The sequence below is a fragment of the Streptomyces sp. NPDC048277 genome (assembly GCF_040652235.1).
Classification (GTDB): domain Bacteria; phylum Actinomycetota; class Actinomycetes; order Streptomycetales; family Streptomycetaceae; genus Streptomyces.
In genome coordinates this window covers 180350-197550 of sequence record NZ_JBEZLQ010000015.1, presented here as the reverse complement: position 1 = coordinate 197550, position 17201 = coordinate 180350, and the positions used below count along the sequence as shown (strand labels likewise).

The 17201-nt window shown below is 64.3% G+C and carries 7 protein-coding genes; all 7 read left to right on the top strand.

Annotated features, from left to right (window positions below; translation table 11 throughout):
- Positions 1 to 261: 261 nt before the first annotated feature.
- The 7 genes from AB0D85_RS30530 to AB0D85_RS30500 all read left to right on the top strand — a co-directional run bounded on the left by AB0D85_RS30530 (position 262) and on the right by AB0D85_RS30500 (position 17107).
- Positions 262 to 2370 carry an N-6 DNA methylase gene (locus tag AB0D85_RS30530; protein WP_362327168.1) on the top strand — a complete coding sequence of 703 codons (2109 nt, stop codon included), beginning with the start codon at positions 262 to 264 and terminating at the stop codon, positions 2368 to 2370.
- Positions 2367 to 3698: an AAA family ATPase gene (locus AB0D85_RS30525; protein WP_362327165.1), complete on the top strand. Its 1332-nt coding sequence runs from the start codon at positions 2367 to 2369 to the stop codon at positions 3696 to 3698. The genes AB0D85_RS30530 and AB0D85_RS30525 overlap by 4 nt, the downstream gene beginning before the upstream one ends.
- Positions 3695 to 4348: a hypothetical protein gene (locus AB0D85_RS30520; RefSeq protein ID WP_362327162.1), complete on the top strand. Its 654-nt coding sequence runs from the start codon at positions 3695 to 3697 to the stop codon at positions 4346 to 4348. The genes AB0D85_RS30525 and AB0D85_RS30520 overlap by 4 nt, the downstream gene beginning before the upstream one ends.
- A complete protein-coding gene (locus AB0D85_RS30515; RefSeq protein ID WP_362327159.1) occupies positions 4345 to 5769 on the top strand; it encodes a restriction endonuclease subunit S in 1425 nt (474 codons plus the stop codon). Before AB0D85_RS30520 ends, AB0D85_RS30515 begins: the two co-directional genes overlap by 4 nt.
- 75 nt (positions 5770 to 5844) lie before the next feature.
- A complete protein-coding gene (locus AB0D85_RS30510; RefSeq protein ID WP_362327156.1) occupies positions 5845 to 9960 on the top strand; it encodes a protein kinase in 4116 nt (1371 codons plus the stop codon).
- Entirely contained in the window at positions 9957 to 11561 is a 1605-nt protein-coding gene (locus AB0D85_RS30505) for a hypothetical protein (RefSeq protein WP_362327153.1), read from the top strand. Before AB0D85_RS30510 ends, AB0D85_RS30505 begins: the two co-directional genes overlap by 4 nt.
- A complete protein-coding gene (locus AB0D85_RS30500) occupies positions 11558 to 17107 on the top strand; it encodes a hypothetical protein (RefSeq protein WP_362327150.1) in 5550 nt (1849 codons plus the stop codon). Before AB0D85_RS30505 ends, AB0D85_RS30500 begins: the two co-directional genes overlap by 4 nt.
- Positions 17108 to 17201 lie beyond the last annotated feature (94 nt).

Below are 17201 nucleotides of genomic sequence, written 5' to 3'. Positions count from 1 at the left end.
TCTCACCCCTGCAGCGCCGATGGGCGACTCTGCCACCAACACGCTCCCGCGCACTCGCCTTCGGCTGAGAGGACAGCAGATACCGGCACGCCCCTGGGACGCAGCGAAGCGAACCGCTGAATCAACCCGTGGTCGGAACACTAGACTGGGCCAACTGCGGTTCATGGTGAGCAAAGAGCAACACCCAAGCCGTTACACAGAGTAGCCAGTAGAGGCGGACGTGTGACCTAGGTCGACGCGTCAGAGGGGAAGGCACGGGTCGTGGAGCAGCTGGGCTTCGACGCGGCGGACGGCGAACAGTCGCAAGAGTCAGTGCAGCCTGGAACGGCTACGCCGCAGACCTCGAACGCTACCACCTCGCTGGGGGACGGCGAGCTGATCGACATCGTCACAAACTCGCCGGTCAAGGACACTCCTAAGGAACAAGTGCGCCAGTGGGTGGCGAGAGCCTTGTGGCATGAGTACGGTATTCGCTTCGCCGACATGGAGCGCGACTTTCCGCTCGCCGTCCACTCAGAGGGAGGGCGACGGCGCACCAAGAAGCTCGACATCGCGATCTTCGAGCCGGGTGCGGAGCACACTCTGAAGAACCTGCACCGGGTCGTGGTCTGCAAACCCGAGCCGAAGTCCGGCCGCGCGGTGACCAAGATCCGAACCTTCGAGCAGGCCAACAAGGATCTGGAAGAGCTCAAGGAGCTCATGGGGTCGGAGGAGATGCCCCAGATCCACTACGGCCTGTGGACCAACGGCCTCGACCTCTTTTTCCTCCGCAAAGAGGTCACCCGGATGGGAGCCCAGTTCGAGCCGCGCTCGGACTGGCCGATGGCCGATGATTCCGCGCTGAGCCGGAGCGTTGCTGGCACACTCGCCACGCTGCGGCGCGGTGAGGCAGGAAAGCTGAAGACCGCTTTCCGTCGCTGCCACAACTATGTGCACGGCAACGAGGGCATGCCCAAGGACGCCGCGTTCTGGCAGTTCCTCTATCTATTGTTCTGCAAGATGCATGATGAGCGGACTTCCCGAGCCAGCCGTACTCCGCTGAGGTTGTTCGCTCACCCTGACGAGCCGTTCACAGCTGAGGGCCGCAAGCGGATCCGCGAACGAGTGCTGGAACTGTTCGATGAGGTGAAGCAGACATACGCTCTGTTCACCGTGCGTGACGAGATCTCACTGTCGGACCACGCGCTGGCGTTCATCGTCGGTGAGCTGGCTCCGTACAACCTCTCCGGCACCGACATCGATGTGAAGGGCCTCGCGTACCAGGAGCTGGTGGGTACCAACCTGCGCGGTGACCGTGGTCAATACTTCACGCCTCAGGGTGCGGTCAACCTGATGGTCTCGATCCTCAATCCTCAGGAACACGAGACGGTCCTGGATCCGGCCTGCGGCACCGGTGGTTTCCTCCGGGCCACCTTGCAGCATCTGCTCAAGCAGTGGAAAGAGGCCGAGGGCACGGCGAAGCTGCCGGATGACTTGGACGCTCTGCTCGAGCATCAGACCCGGTTGCGGGAATACGCCGACCAGCATCTCTTCGGTGCAGACTTCGACCCGTTCCTCGTCAGAGCCACCCGGATGAGCACCATGCTGATGACCGGAGCGCCGGGCAAGGTCTTCCACATGGACTCGCTTGCTTTCCCGCATGGACACTTGTCCGGCGTGGCTGAAGCGGAGCGCGAAATCCCGCTGGGCAGTGTCGATGTATTCATGAGCAACCCGCCCTTCGGTACGGACATCAAGATCGAGGAGACCGAGACCCTCGACATGTACCGCGCCGGCGTCGCACGCTCCTTCGTACGTGACAAGACGAGCGGAGGCGTCATCGTCGCGGACCGGCCAGTGACTGCGCTCGCGCCAGAGCAGCTGTTCATCGAACGTTCGGTGCAATGGGTGAAGGAGGGGGGCCGGATCGGTCTGGTCCTGCCCAACGGCATCCTGTCGAACCCCGGGCCGGTCGACGAGGGCATCCGTGAATGGATCCTGGAGAACTGCTGGGTGCTCGCCAGTATCGAGCTGCCGGTAGAGACCTTCATCGCCGACGCCAACGTCAACATTCTCACCACCGTGCTGTGTCTGAAGAAGAAGACGCAGGACGAGATCAACAGCGAGGCGCTGAATGGCCGCCCGATCGACTACCCGGTCTTCATGGCCGTGGCCGAGAAGGTCGGCAAGGACCGCCGTGGGAAGGCGGTGCACAAGCGCCGCCCTGACGGAGAAGTGATCCTGGAGACGATCGAGGAAGTCGAGCGGGTGGGAGACGAGATCCGCACCGTTCCCCGTATCCGTGAGGCCGTCGACGACGACCTGCCGCTGATCGCCGAGGCTTATCAGCGTTTCCGCGCTGTCCACCCCGAGCCGGGGCTTCCGCGATGATCACTCGCATCGAGGCGTACAACTACCGCTGTTTCCCCAGGCTCAGCCTCGGACTTGGTGACTACCATGTGCTGGCCGGCGCCAACGGCGCGGGCAAGACCACACTCCTCGACATCCCAGTGCTCCTCGGTGATCTGCTGCGCGAGCGCCGTGTCACCGACGCCGTGCTGCGCAGACTCGGCGAACACCGGACCGCGCGGGCACACCGGCCGATCGAGCTGCTGCACCGTGGTCAGGGTGAAGCGGTGGACTTCACCATCGAAGCACGCCTGCCGGATGACGTAGCTGCTGAACTCGCAGAGGATTCTCTCCCGTCCCTCGACAACCCGCTGCCCACCCATCTGCGGTACGAACTGCGGCTGACGGTTCAGCCACAACGGATCGAGGTAGGCGCCGAGTATCTGTTCCTATTCACTGGTCCGAAGCCAGACGGCAGCGTCATTCCCGGAGCGCACCAACCGCGACCCGGCGAGTGGGGTCAGGGCGCGCCCGACCAGGGGAGTGGAACTCTGGCCCACCCCGACTGGCAATCGGTGATCGCCCGCAATGGCCTGGCCTACTCGCGGCTCACTCCGGAGACCACCGCGACTGCTCCGCAACTGCCTGCCTTCAAGGTGCCGGTCGACCAACTCGCACTGGAGGCTGTCCTCCCGGATCCTTCGCTTTTCCCAGCTGCCTTGTGGCTGCGTGGCCTTTTTAAGGACGGCACCGTCTTCTACGACCCGGACTGGGAGCGCCTGCGCGAAGCCGCACCGCCTGGCGACGAATTCGCCGTCCGGCCCGACGCGCGTAACACCCCCTGGCTCGCACGCCACCTGTACGAGACTGACCCTCGCCGTCACCGCGACTGGGTCGACCATGTCCGCACCGCGCTGCCCCAGGTCGAAGACATCGGGGTGCGAGTACGAGAAGAGGACCGCCGCGCCTACTTCACAGTGGCTTATCGGGGTGGTCACAAGGTGACGTCCTCCGGCCTCTCCGACGGGACTCTGCGCGTCCTGGCGCTGACCCTACTGCCGTATCTGCCACGCGACGCCGTACCCAGCCTGCTGGTCACCGAGGAGCCGGAGAACGGCATCCATCCCCGGGCAATCGAGACTGTCGTCCAGTCACTCAGCTCGTTGTACGGAAGTCAGGTGTGGGTCTCCACCCACTCGCCCTTGGTTCTCGCCCACACCGAACTGGATCAGGTCCTGGCAGCACGGATCAGGAAGGACGGTGCTGTGGAGGTCCTGCCAGGCGCCGAGCACCCTCGGATGAAGAACTGGAAGGGCACGGTGGACGGGCTCGACCTCGGCACGCTCTTCGCGGCGGGAGTGCTGGCATGACACAGGGGGAGGAGGAACGGCGAGACGTCGTCTTCCTGGTCGCCGACGGCGGCATGCAGCAGATGTTGGACGGCTACCTGGGGCGCGAGTACGCCCACAGGGGGCTTGGCTGTGCGTCGTTCGACTTCGACCCGCTGGAGGACATTGTCGTCGCCCCGCGTTGTGATCCCGAGGTCTACGGGCATCATCGTGGATTACTCAGCTTCTACCAGGAAACCCACCGGCGGGCGATCGTGATGATCGACGAAAAGTGGGAGGGAAGCCCCGGCGCCGATGCGATCGCCGCTCATATCGGACTCGGCATGGCCAAAGACTGGGAGGCCGGTTCCTTTGCCGTGATCGTCCTCAAGCCGGAGCTGGAGTCATGGCTCTGGCAGGAGAACAACCCCAACATCGCCCGGGAGCTCGGAATTCCGAGCGACTACCGGCAGATCTTGGAGAAGAGCGGCCACTGGCCGGCGGATAACCTGAAACCGGTCCTGCCCAAGAAAGCGCTGGAGCACATGAAAAAGCACCACGGTGCCGACCAGTCCAACGCGGCGTTCAGACGGGTCACCGCCACCATTTCGGTGAGGGGATGCGTCGACCCAGCATTCACATTGTTGCGCGACACCCTGTGCGCCTGGTTCCCGGAGACTACGTACTCGTGAAGCTCGTCAATACCGACAACCCCGTGCGCGCGGGCTGGCTCATTGAACAGAGCACGCGGCTGGACGCGGCGCCGTACCTGTCGGGGGCGTATGAGGCGCGGAAATTGCTGGAGCGGCTGTCGGTACCTAAGGAGCCGCTGCACCATCTCACGCAGGGGCACGATGGTGGAATTTTTAATGGCCCAAAGTTTCGCCGTGTGTACATGGACGACAGCAAGTACGGCGTGCCCTTCATGGGAAGCACCGACATGCTGGAGGCCGACCTCAGTTGGCTTCCATATTTGCGGAAGAAGGATGCTGAGAAGCTTTCGTACCTGGAGATTAAGCCGGGAATGACGCTCATCTCTTGCTCTGGCACGGTCGGGCGCACGGCATACGTCCGGGCGGATATGGCCGGCATCTGGTCATCCCAGCATGTCATGAAGGTTAATCCAGATAGCGAGAAAATCCGCCCAGGCTATCTGAATGCCTTCCTGCAGAGCCGCTATGGGATCCCCATCATCGTTTCGCAAGCGGCTGGCTCGATCATCCAGCACATCGAGGCTTCACATCTCACTAATCTGCCAGTGCCGCGATTCGAGGACGAGATCGAAGAGCGAATCCATGAACTGATCCAAGCTGCAGCTGATTTGCGGGCGGGATTCCAGCGGAAGGTCCGAGCAGCGACGGAGGATCTGTTCGAAAGCGCGGGGCTCGCAGCGCTGGCAAACCTGCGATGGCACGAGATGCCCCGTCCGTTGGGTTTCGAGGTTAAGGGAATCAATTCGATTTCTCTCAGGGCACTCAACCACGACGAGCGAGCCAGAGAGATTTCTAAATTGATTCGGGAAGTGCCCCATGTCGCGCTGGGTGAAATTTGCGAGGGAGGTGAACTTGAGCGTGGACACAGGTTCAAGCGCATTGACGTGGAAGGCGAAAACGGAATTCCCTTGGTAGGGCAACGCCAGGTGTTTTGGGTGCGTCCTGTGGAGCGGAGGATCGCGCTTAAGAAGTCGGAGCGAATGCTCGTTCAAGTTGACAAGGGTACCGTGCTTGTCGCCTCGCAAGGTCTGCTCACGGAGAGCGCCCTTATCGGTCGAGCTGCTTACGTCTCAGATGCGTGGCGTGAAAAATATGCCTTCTCCGAACATTTCCTTCGGGTGCGCCCCGAAAAGTATGACGTCTCCGGTGAATACCTATTCGCCTACATGCGCAGCGACGCGTCCTTCCGAGTCATGCGTTCCTTGTGCGTTGGCACAGGCCCGCAGGACATCCACGCCGTGCTCCGCCGTCAAGTTCCCATCCCCCTCTGCACCCCGGCCGACCGCGAACGCATCACCAACACTGTCCGATCGGCGTACCGTGATCGCGACGAGGCCGACCGCCTTGAGGATGAGGCGCTGCGGCTGCTCGACGAGGCAGTACGGGACGCCGCGCGGTAGGCGGTAGGACGGGCGCAGGCAACGGACTAGGACACAGCACCGCACGCCACGCAGCAGGAGGGGGCGCGTCAGCGCATGGCACAGCACATCCCGGGAGGTCCGTTCGCCAATGACGGTGAGCGGAAGGTGGTCCGGCATCTCGTCGAGAACAGTCCGCCGCATTGGATCGTGATGAGCAATGTGGAGGTGCCAACCCGGGAAGGCCCCTACGAGATCGACGTTATCGTGGTCGCCGACCACGCGCTCCACCTGATCGACGTCAAGGGCGTACGGGGCCGGGTGGAGGTGACCGGGCCGAAGTGGGTCACGAGCAGTGGGAAGTCGTATGGGTCTCCGGTGGCCAAGATCCGGAACGTGGCGCGGAAGCTCAAATCGAAGCTGACACAGTCGCATCCGGAGTTGGCCCGGGTGTTCCTGGACTCCCTCGTCGTGCTCCCGTATGAAGCCGACTTCATCGACCGGGACGGCAGAGACGCCGCCGATGTCGTCGAACTCGACGGCCTACTCGCCGCACTCCGCGATCCGGCACGGGTCACCAAGCCTGCCTGTGTCCGTGACATCAGCAGCTACCACACGCCACTGGTGCAAGCGCTTACCGGAGCGGTGACGCTCCCTACCGGCCCTAAGGTGTTCGGCTCCTGGGAGGTGACCGAGAGGCTCGGCGGCAGTCCTGACGGCCGCGTCACGGACTACCGGGCGATAGGCACAGCTTTCCGCGAGGCCAACGACACCGCGTTGCTGCGGGTCTACCGTGCCAATCCGCTGCTGGACGAGGCCGAGCGGAAGACCGAGCGGCACAAGATCGCGAACGCCTACTCGGCGCTGCGCCGGATGCAGGGGCACGAGTGCGTGGTCCGGCACCGGGATTTCTTCACTGGGGAGGACGAGAGTAGTTATGTGCTCGTCCTGGAGGACGTTCAGGCACAACCCCTCCAGCTGTTGCTGGCCAACCCGCGCCAGTCACCCGCGACCGACACCAAGTGGCGGATCATCACCGATCTGTTGAGTGGGCTGGCCCATGTCCACGCGCACAAGATCACTCACCGCGCCCTGAGCCCGGCTGCCGTGCTCGTCCGTTCCGGTGGCCGGGCGCTGCTCACGGATTTCGACTACGCGCGGCCGGATGGGCCCCGTGAGATCACCGTTGCCGATCAGCTCGAAGCGGTACTGGACGAACACTACGTGGCTCCGGAGGCGCAGGGGCGGCCAAGTCAGCTCACCCCGGCTGCCGATGTGTACGCGGCCGGGGTCATCGCGTATCAGCTCGTCACCGGCGAGCTGCCGTTCGCGACGGCGACCGACCAGGCGGAGAAGGGCAGCCTGCTTCCCGCAGCCGAGCTGGAGCGGGCGGGCGTGGACGATGCCGTGTCCCGGCTTCTGCAACGTATGTGCGCCCTGGCGCCGAGCCGTCGTCCGTCTGCGGCGGAGGCGCTGCGGGACCTGCGGCGGGCACTGGGCGGGGGCGGTAGCGGCGGCCGGGGAGGCGGCGGCATGGTGCCGTCCTCCGGCTCCGATGCCGAGGAGCCCGACTACCGCAATCTGGAGCCGGGGTTCCAGCTGACCGCCAAGTACACGGTGGTGAAACAGCTCGGCCGGGGCCGGTTCGGAGCGGTCTATCAGGTCTTCGACGACCTGGCTTCGGCCTACCGCGCTGTGAAGATCATCACCAAGGATCCCGAGTCCCTGGTGGAGCGGCTCAGGCAGGAATACCAGACGCTGCTGTCCCTGCCCCGGCACGATCACGTGGTCCAGGTCATCGAGGCCAACTACGTGGACCGGACCAGGTTTCCCTACCTGACCTTCCCTCATCTGGAAGGTCATGACGTTGCGCATCTGGTCGAGGAGAGATCACTGTCTCCCGCTGAGGTGCTGCGCCTCGGATGCGAGGTGGCCGACGGCCTAGCCTTTCTGCACGACCATGGCGTGTTCCACTGCGACATCAAGCCCGCGAACCTCATCAACACCGACCGCGGTTGCCTGATCATCGACTTCAACGTGTCGGTCAGGACCGACGACAGCCTCTCAAAGTCGGGCGGTACCCCTAAGTACGTACCGCCCGACGCGGACCGAACTCGGACGCCGACCACCGACGAGCTAGCGGACCGGGACGTGTACGCCCTGGGGATCACGCTGTACCAGCTCGTCTCCGGGACCTATCCCTGGGGTCGTGCGCCTCAGCCGCCAATCGGCCAGCCGGCGCCGGATCTGAGGGGCTTCGCAGGGCTCGACGACCTTTCCGAGCCATTTACGCAAGCGGTGCGGCGTGCGATCAGCCCGCGGCGCAGCGAACGTTACAGCAGCGCCGCCGAGTTCCTGGCCGCACTGCGGGCAGTGGGGCAGGCTCGGAGTTCTACGAGTCCGCCCGCGAACCACATTCCTGTCACGTTCCACACACCCGCATCGGACAGCAACCCGTATCTTGACCATCTACGATCGCTGTACAGCCAGAGCATCCACAGCAACGCGGGCACGCGTGGCCGGGATATCCATCACCTCTACGTCAGCACGGCACTTGACGATCACCTCTTGCGGGATGTGCTGTCGGGCGAACTCGATCTCGTAGTCATCACCGGCAACGCCGGTGACGGCAAGACAGCCTTCCTGGAGAACCTCCTGGAAGAGGCGGTCAAGCGTGGGGCCATAGAGGGCCCCAGCCGTGAAAACGGCGCGGACTTTCAGCTGGGCGACCGCTGGTTCCACACCAACAACGACGGCAGTCAGGACGAAGGCGAGCGTGGCAACGACGAGGTCCTGACCAAGTTCTTCGGCCCGTATGGCGGGCCGGAGAACAGCTGGAACCCCGCCGCTGCCACTCGGCTCATCGCCATCAACGAGGGACGGCTCGTCGACTTCCTCACCGCCCATCGGGCGCGATTCGAGCGCCTGGCCGAAGTCCTGCACGGGGGGTTGACGGGAAGCGGAGTCGGCGGACAGCGGATCGCCGTGGTCAACCTCAACCGGCGCAGTGTCGTGACGACTCAGGCAGCGGACGGCGAACTACCTGGCTCCAGCTCTCTCTTCGACCGCATGTTGCTGAAGCTCAGCGACCCCGTCCGGTGGTCCGCGTGTGGCAGTTGTTCTCTCAAGGACCAGTGCTATGCACGGCACAATGCGCAGACGTTCGCCGATCCCGACGCCGGCCCCCGAGTGCGGTCCCGCCTACACCAGTTGTACGCGCTGACGCATCTGCGGGGGCGTATGCACATCACCCTCCGCGATCTGCGGTCGGCCCTCGCCTATACCCTCACCTCCGGCCGGGACTGCACGGATATCCACCAGCTGTACCAGGACGGCACTCGGCAGGAGATCCTCGACAGCTACTACTTTTCGAGTTGGATCGGGCCCGAGCGCGGAAACGACAGATTGCTGGCTGAGCTCAGACAGGTGGACGTGGCGTCGGCACCAGCACCGGCACTGGACCGACGGCTGGACTACACCGGACCCCACGACGGATCCGCGCTCGCGGTCTTGGCCGGCCGTGGGGATTACGACCATGCTTTGCTACGTCGGACCCATGAGGAACTGGAGCGGTCCGCCGCGCCCACGCCGGAACAGGTCGCCGAGCACCAGTGGTATCTGGCAGCGGCCCGGCGGCGCTTCTACTTCGAGTCCCTGGACAGCGAGCGGGCCGCCAGGATGCTCCCCTACCGGTCGGCGCAGCGCTTTCTCGACGTACTTGGCGCTCCGCAGCGGCTTCCAGAGCTTCTGCCCGAACTCATCACGGCGATCAATAGGGGAGAAGGACTGCTGGAACCGGGTGCCATGGGGGCCGATCTTGTGCTCCAGATCCGCCGGATTACCGGAGCGACGATCCGAAGTTACCGGGTGTTTCCGGCGTCTCACCTGTCCCTCAGCGGGTCCGGAGCTCCGCAGTCCCCGTACATCGAGGAAGCGGCGGACTCGCTCACCCTCGACTACCGGGGGCCGCTGGGCCATCGAGCCAGCCTGGGTATCCGCCTGGACACATTCGAACTGCTGGACCGCCTGCGTGGTGGCTATCTGCCGTCGCTGGCCGAGCAGCAGGGCCTCCATCTGGGCTTGGCCATCTTCAAGAACGCGCTGTCCTCAGCCCCGTACCAGGAAGTGCTGCTCACCACGAACGGGCGTGAGCCGCACCGAGTACGCCGGGAGAACGACGGACGGCTGGTCATGGAGCGGACCGCCGCCCCGCGCGAGGAGGAGCTGTCGTGACGCTGGGCATGGGTGACAAGGAGTTCCGGCATGCCGGCGTGAGCTACCTCGACTACAAACAGGTCGAGATGGACCGCGTACTCAGCGCGTTCCTGGCACGGCTCAGGCATGACGGCTGGCCGGCCAGGCTGGCCCGTACCGGAGAGCTGACGCTGGAGGACTACACGGACTTCTTTATGGAGAGTCCGCAGCTCTTCGCCGGTTTCGATCAGAACCGGGAGGTGACCTACCGGTGGGTGGAAACCAACCTGGCCGACTTGGTGGGGCGGGGCAGGGCCACCCAGTCCGTGGCCGGGCTGCGACCGCTGCACGGACTGACGTACCAGTTCCGCAATGCTCGCAAGGCCAGGCCCTATGGAGCCGATGAGCACCTGTACGAGATGATCGCGCAGGCCGGCGCGGGCCACGGAGTCCTCAAGCAGCTGAAGGACTTCTTCTTCGCGGGCATCGATCTGCGTACGCTACGCATCACGCCGGGCCCCGATGTCGATGTGGAGACCCAGGCGCTGATCAACCTCTCGGAGTCCAAGCGGAACGAGGTGGCCGACAGCGCCGACAAGCGCGTACCTCGTGTCTCTCATCAGCCGCTGCATGCGCCGTGGTCAGATCTGTTGGTCGAGGACATCCGTCGGATGATGTTCTACCGGACGCTGATGCCTCGTTCCGTCTTCGTGGAATACCTGAAGGTGCTGTTCGCCTTCCATCTGGCGCTCTACCACCTTCGGGCTACGAAGCTGCTGCCCACCATGGTGCGGCAGCCGGGGGCCACCGGTTCCGTCCAGCAGTCCTACGGGTTCTTCCTCGACGTGGCGGGAGTGCCTGGTACCGACAGCGCACGGCTCGCCGAGCGAAGTGCCGACTCCTGGTATGCGCGGATACCGGAATTCGTCCGCGCGACCTTCACCGTCCGGAAGCTGGAGGACTTCGCGGCCGATCTCGCGGCCAAGCACAAGCACGGCGTCAAGCGGAGCGCGACACCTTTCACCGTGCCCTTCCTCATCGGGCTGCTCGGCCCGAAGTACCGTGCGGACCGTGTGGCGTACGGCAACTTCCGCCTGTCGGCGGTGATCGCCGCCGCCCAGTCGGCGCAGGACGAGACCGTCCAGCGGATTCTGGCCCTGGGACTCGACGAGTTCAGTGCCTTCGTGGAGATTGTGACGGCGGAACGTGTCGACTTCCACCGCCGCTACCTCACGGACTGCCTCGACTCCCTGCTCCTCAAGAACCGACCGGGCGCGATGATCACCCAGCCGCGCGGTGGCAGGCGGCGCTTCATCCTGGACGGCCGTCTGCTGGAGGTACTGCTCCAAATCGCATTGCTGCGTCCCGGCGGAGCGCGGGGCTATCACACTGCGGCACTCCGCATCGACGAATTCCTGGAGGTGATCCGTGAACGGTACGGCCTGTACGTGGACCGGATTCCTCCCAGTGACGGTTTCGGTATCCCCAGCATCACCGACCATGCGGCACTGCGCGCCAATCTGACGGCCTTCACCACCCGGCTGCGGGAGATCGGCTTCTACACCGATCTGTCCGACGCCTACCTCGCCCAGACCATCACGCCCCGATACGCCGTTTCTGCCGACGGGACAACGTCATGAGCACGCCTGGAAGCCACGAGAACTCCGTCCCGGTCGGGCTGCGCGAGGTCCGGGAAGATGATCTCACCAACGCGCTGGAGGAGATGCTGGTCCCTCGCCTGGTGGCACTCATGCGGCAACGAGGGGCCGGGCACTGTGCGCGTATCACGGACGTGGACGTGCCGTTGGCGGCACGACTGGCTCAAGGAATCCGGTCCGCTCTCGGAACGAGTGCCCAAGTACACGTTCTCGGAGACCCGGCCGTGGTACCCGAGGACCTTGTGGTAACCAGCACCAAGCTCGTGGAGCTGCGGAACCCTATGCCCACCCCCAACGGGGAGGTATTGCGTCCGCCGCTGCTGGCCTTCGTGCCACCGGGAACGCACGCCAGCGCCGAGGACTCCTTCGGGGTGGCCACGTTCGAGCAGATTGATCTAGGTGATGTCTACGCAGACCTCGTTGAGCGCCTGCGCGGAGCGCTGCCGGCCGCATTGCGGGACGGCGTCGCCCAGGTTTTCGAAGTCCTGGATGAGGCGGCGGCAAAGGATCCCAAACAGGCCCGCGCCGATTCTCGGGACCAGGCCCGATTCCTGCTCAGCGCTCAACACAACGACTACGACCCCGAAGCCGCAGGCGCAGCGCTGTTCGAGGTCGGTCTGGTGCCTGACTTCACCGTCTTCGCCGACACCGACGCGATTCGCGGCCGAGTCACCCAGAACGTACGTGTGGCGGAGAACCTGGCTGACCCCCAGCGTACGGCCCGGCAGCGCGTACTGGATCTCGGACTCTCTCAGCCGCAGTTCCGGGAGCGGCTGCTGGAAGCCGTTGACAAGGTGGGCCTTGACGACCCACGGACACTGGCCCGTAGCATCGCCGTGGACCGGACCAACTGGCCGCTGGCCTTTCAGCACTGGCCGCTGAAAGAGCCGGCCCAGGTGACCGCGGTCCGCGTCACCGTAGCCGAACTGTCCCTGCCGGTCGCCGGGGCCAGTCCCGAAGACGCGACCGATCCGGTCCTCGGCACCATCTCCGGACAGCACTACCTCCCCGTGGGTTCCAGGGGAATGAACAAGTTCAGCGTGGAATTCGCAGTGTCACCCGACCCGCGCCAGGTGACCGGGCTGATCCGCTTCGCGGCAAGGCTGATCTCCGAGGATGGTGGAGCCACCGGAGTCACGGCATACGCGAATGTCACCAAGACCGCCAAGACACTCTTCAAGGCATCATTCACCAAACTCGACAAAGCGGGCCTGGATGCCGGCTGGCATTACGTGAGGGTCGAACCGGTGGACGCCGACGGGCTGCCGCTGCCGGTCGAGCGGTCGTCGGGCGATCGGCAGCAGCCGCAGGAGAGCGACCGGTTCTTCGTTCTTCCCGGCGGAGACATCGACGAGGTTCCTGACCAGCGTTTTCGTAAGGACATCGGAGTCGCCCAGGCGCTCGTCCGACTGCGAGTCCAAGCCGCTGGTGACCGCCGGGATCCTGCCGATGTCCGGCTCCGTTCCACCGTTGCCAAGGCCACATCTGGAAGCGGCCAATACAGCCTGCTGGCCTCCTTCGGTGGTCACGGTGCCGTCGAGATTCCGCTACCTCCGATGCTGACCGATCACCAGCGTTCCGTGCTCACCGCCCCGGACAACATGACCGAGGCCAGGCTGGAGATCTCCGGAGACCAGGCGGGTGATCTGCGTTCGCAGCCGTTGCCCTGGCCGAGCCACATCGAAGACGAGCTGATGGACCGTTTTATCCAGACTCGTCGAACGATCTTCAAACTTGTCACTGGAGACACCGGGTCAGCCACACCGGTACCTACGGTCGAGGGCTGCGATCCGACCGCTTTGCGTGCCGACGCGGGTGAATACGCGGCAGCATACGAAGCCCTGATCCGCTATCAGTTGAGACTGGTCGAGAGTGCCGACGCGGACCAACTGCCTCAACTCCACGCAGAGCTCGGTGGCCTGCTGCGGCTGGACACCCTCACCGTGGAGCACAGCGACCCGCTCGGCGGCCGTCAGGAAGCCCTCCTGGTGCCGCCCACGCATCCACTGCGCCTGCTATGGCTGGTGACGTGGTCCGAACTCGGACGACGCTGGCTCCGTGGTTCCGAGTCGGATGAGCCTTACAGCAGCGCGTACGACAAGGCCACTCTCGCAGCCATCGAGCACACACTGCTGGAGGGCCTGAGTCCGCTGGGGTTTCCGCTAGCGGTGCCGCGTCCCGACGGCCGACTGGCTACCGCGGCCGTGGATCTCACACCGTACTGGGGCGTGTACTTGCCGGCGGGTACGGAAGACCCGCAAGGCATTCTCGCCCAGCTCGCGACCGGGCTTAAGCTGCCCCAGCAGTGGGGCGGCGCATCGGTGGTATCCGGTGGCTCCCTGGCGGACCGAGTGGAGCGCTATCTACGCCTTCATCCCTACATCCGCACCCTCATCATCAATGCGGTTGGTGCAGGTCGGGCCGAGCACCTGGCGGACATGCTCATCGAACTGGAGCGCCGTGCGACAGTGCCGAACATCCGCTACGACATGAGGCTCTATGCGGCCCCAGGCCAGCAGGAATGGAGCGGTGAAGCACTTGCCGAACTGCTGCGTGGTGAATGGAGCACCGTCAACGCCGCCGAAGCGTTCCATGTCCCGAGCGCTGACGGCGCCCCCGCCAAGCTCGCCGTCGCTGTGAGACCTCTCAGCGACCTCGACGACCCTTCCCCCGAGCACGCCTCTCACCTCACACTCCTCTTCGACGTTTTCGGTAGTGAGCAAGTGGACGCGGTTCCCGGTGCCGCACGTTCCGTTGCTCCCGTGCATGGCCTGGTTCAGGACATGGCGATGGAGTACCGCCAGGAGGGCGGGGACGCCACCTGGCGTAAATGGCCCAGACACGGCATCCCGCTCGGCTTGCCCGGTGCCGAAGATCTCAGCGACGTACTCGGCTCGCTTCCCGCAGCCGTGTCCGCTGCCATGGCAACGGTCGCCACAGGGCAGGCCGGCCGAAGTCTGGTGCCGCGAACCTCTCTGGTGCTCACCACCGAAGAGCGAGCTCTGCTGAACCGTGCCCATCGCATCAGTGACTGGGTCATCACCGTGGACCGGACCATGGGTGTCGATTACTTCGACCGTCCGGCAGGCGATGACCGGCCCGACTACGTGATCGACTACGATGCCGACACCATTGGCGGACTCGGACATCACCTCGTCGTGAGCTCACGATCGAGTCAGGAACTACGAACCCTGTTCTCTCCAGTTGCAGATGGGCATGCGATCGCTCTCGATGAGCGGCACACCGGCACCTTCTTCGACCAGCTGCGGCTGCTGTCCGGACGGCTGGCCTTCAAACTGGCATCGGCATCGGCCACGCAGCGGACCGAAGTCCTTGGGCTGGCGCTCGCACGACTCTATCTGGACTATCAGGGCGTGCTCGCAGATCAGGTGCTGGTGCCCTTGGACGCCCATCAGAACCTCTACCGGGAGGCACGTCGGCGTGCCGACGCCGTAGGCGAGACGGTGGGTATGCGCCGTACCGATCTCGCCCTATTCGGCTTCGAACTGGATCGCACAGCCCCGCAGCGCAGGCTGATCACCTGCCGCCTTGTAGAGGTCAAGTGCTACAGCTCGCTCGACGGCATCGCCGCCCACGAGTTGCTGAAGGCCACGATGACCGAGCAGCTCAGGCGCAGTGAGGAAGTCCTGAGACTGCACTTCGCACGCGACGTGGGATCGACCGACCGTCCCGACCGAGTCGTGAAGAATGCGGAGCTTGCGACTTTGCTGCGCTTCCACCTGGATCGCGCGATCCGCTACGACGTCATGCGCACGCCTGGCGCGGCTGCGGAGGCACGTGCCGTGCTCGAAGCTCTCGATCTGGGCTACGCGCTGGAGTTCACTCACACCGGGCTGCTGTTCGACCTCGCGGGCAACGGAAGTGGTACGGAGGTGGAGGGTGGTATCGAATTTCACCGGATCGGCCGCGACCTCATCCGCGAACTCGTCGACGCGGTGCCAACCGACCCATCTCTTGGCAGCGACGCCACCGAAGGCTCGACAACTCTCGCAACGATGGAACTGGCCGTTCCCAGGCTTCCGCAGGCTGCTTTCCGGGCACCGACCCGAATTCGAGAAACGAACTCCGAACAGCACACCGAAGGACCCGAACTGACTCTTTTCGATGTGGAGTCGGCGGAACCCGAGCGCGTAGAGGAGCCGGATCAGCACGTGGAAACCGTAGACGAACCAGGCTCCAGCCACAGTGCCGCGCACGGGGATGATCTAGCGGCTGGTGAGCCGTCACGTGACACGAGCACTGGAGGGCAAGCCTCCCTGACCGGAGCGGAGTCAGCTCCGTCTGCTGGGGCCGCCATGGCAGCCTATGCTCCGGATGTCTACCTGGGCGTGTCAGAACAGTCTCCCCAGTACGGAGTGCTAGGGGAGGTCGCGGGGCGTCGCATCGCGCTCGACCTCAACGGAGCCCACACCATCAGCCTTTTCGGCGTCCAGGGGGGCGGCAAGAGTTACACACTCGGATCAGTCGTGGAGTCGGCTTCCCTGTCGGCCTCTCCTGTCAACCAGCTGCCCAGTCCGCTGGCTACTGTGGTCTTCCACTACAGCCAGACTCTCGACTACGCACCAGAGTTCACCAGCATGGCCGCCGCGAACGACGAGCCGGATCAAGTACGCCTGCTCCAGGAGCGGTACGGAGTGGGACCGGCCGCTCTTGAGGATGTCGTGCTCCTGGTACCCGAGGCACAACTGGCGGACCGGCAAGCCGAGCACCCAGGGCTGGAAGTGCGTCCACTCAAGTTCGCGTCCTCTGAGCTGCGGGCGGAGCACTGGCGGTTTCTGATGGGTGCGGTCGGCAATCAGTCAACGTATATCCGCCAGCTCGGCAGGATCATGCGTGCCCATCGGCACGACCTCGATCTGGAGACTCTGCGCCAGGGCATTGACGAGTCCACACTCACCGACCACATCAAGACGCTGGCACATCAGCGCCTTGATCTGGCCGCCGAGTACATTGACGACAGCGTTCGGGTCAAGGACCTGGTCCGCCCGGGGCGGTTGATCATCGTTGATCTACGAGACGAGTTCATCGAAAAGGACGAGGCTCTGGGCCTCTTCGTCGTGCTGATGCAGCTGTTCGCCGAAGCTCAGGACGCAGATCATCGCTTCAATAAGCTGGTCGTTTTCGACGAGGCCCACAAGTACATCGATAGCCCTGACCTAGTCGCCGGCTTGGTCGACAGCGTACGTCTGATGAGGCACAAGGGGATGACGGTACTGGTCGCCAGTCAAGATCCTCCGTCTGTGCCAATTGCCCTTATTGAGCTGTCCGACCTCGTGATCCTCCACAAATTCACGTCGCCAGCATGGTTGAAGCACCTCCAGAAGGCGAACGCGTCACTTGCTGAACTGACCTCGGCCAAAATGGCCTCCTTGACCCCCGGAAGCGCATATGTCTGGTCGGGGAAGGCTACTGACAGGCAGTTCACCCAAAGAGCCGTCAGGATTGATTTGCGTCCCCGTTTGACTCGTCATGGGGGGGCGACCAAGACAGCGGTGGACGGTGGGTGAGCTTTGCACTCGCGTCACGGACACCAATCACCGCGCACTCGTGATCAGTCGAGGCCAAGGTGCGAGCGGCTGCCGCGGCTCAGCAGCCGCGGCA

Excerpts from the sequence above, each read along its gene's own strand:
- AB0D85_RS30525 (WP_362327165.1), top strand. The coding sequence starts at position 2,367 with ATGATCACTCGCATCGAGGCGTACAACTACCGCTGTTTCCCCAGGCTC.
- AB0D85_RS30520 (WP_362327162.1), top strand. The coding sequence starts at position 3,695 with ATGACACAGGGGGAGGAGGAACGGCGAGACGTCGTCTTCCTGGTCGCC.
- AB0D85_RS30510 (WP_362327156.1), top strand. The coding sequence starts at position 5,845 with ATGGCACAGCACATCCCGGGAGGTCCGTTCGCCAATGACGGTGAGCGG.
- AB0D85_RS30500 (WP_362327150.1), top strand. The coding sequence starts at position 11,558 with ATGAGCACGCCTGGAAGCCACGAGAACTCCGTCCCGGTCGGGCTGCGC.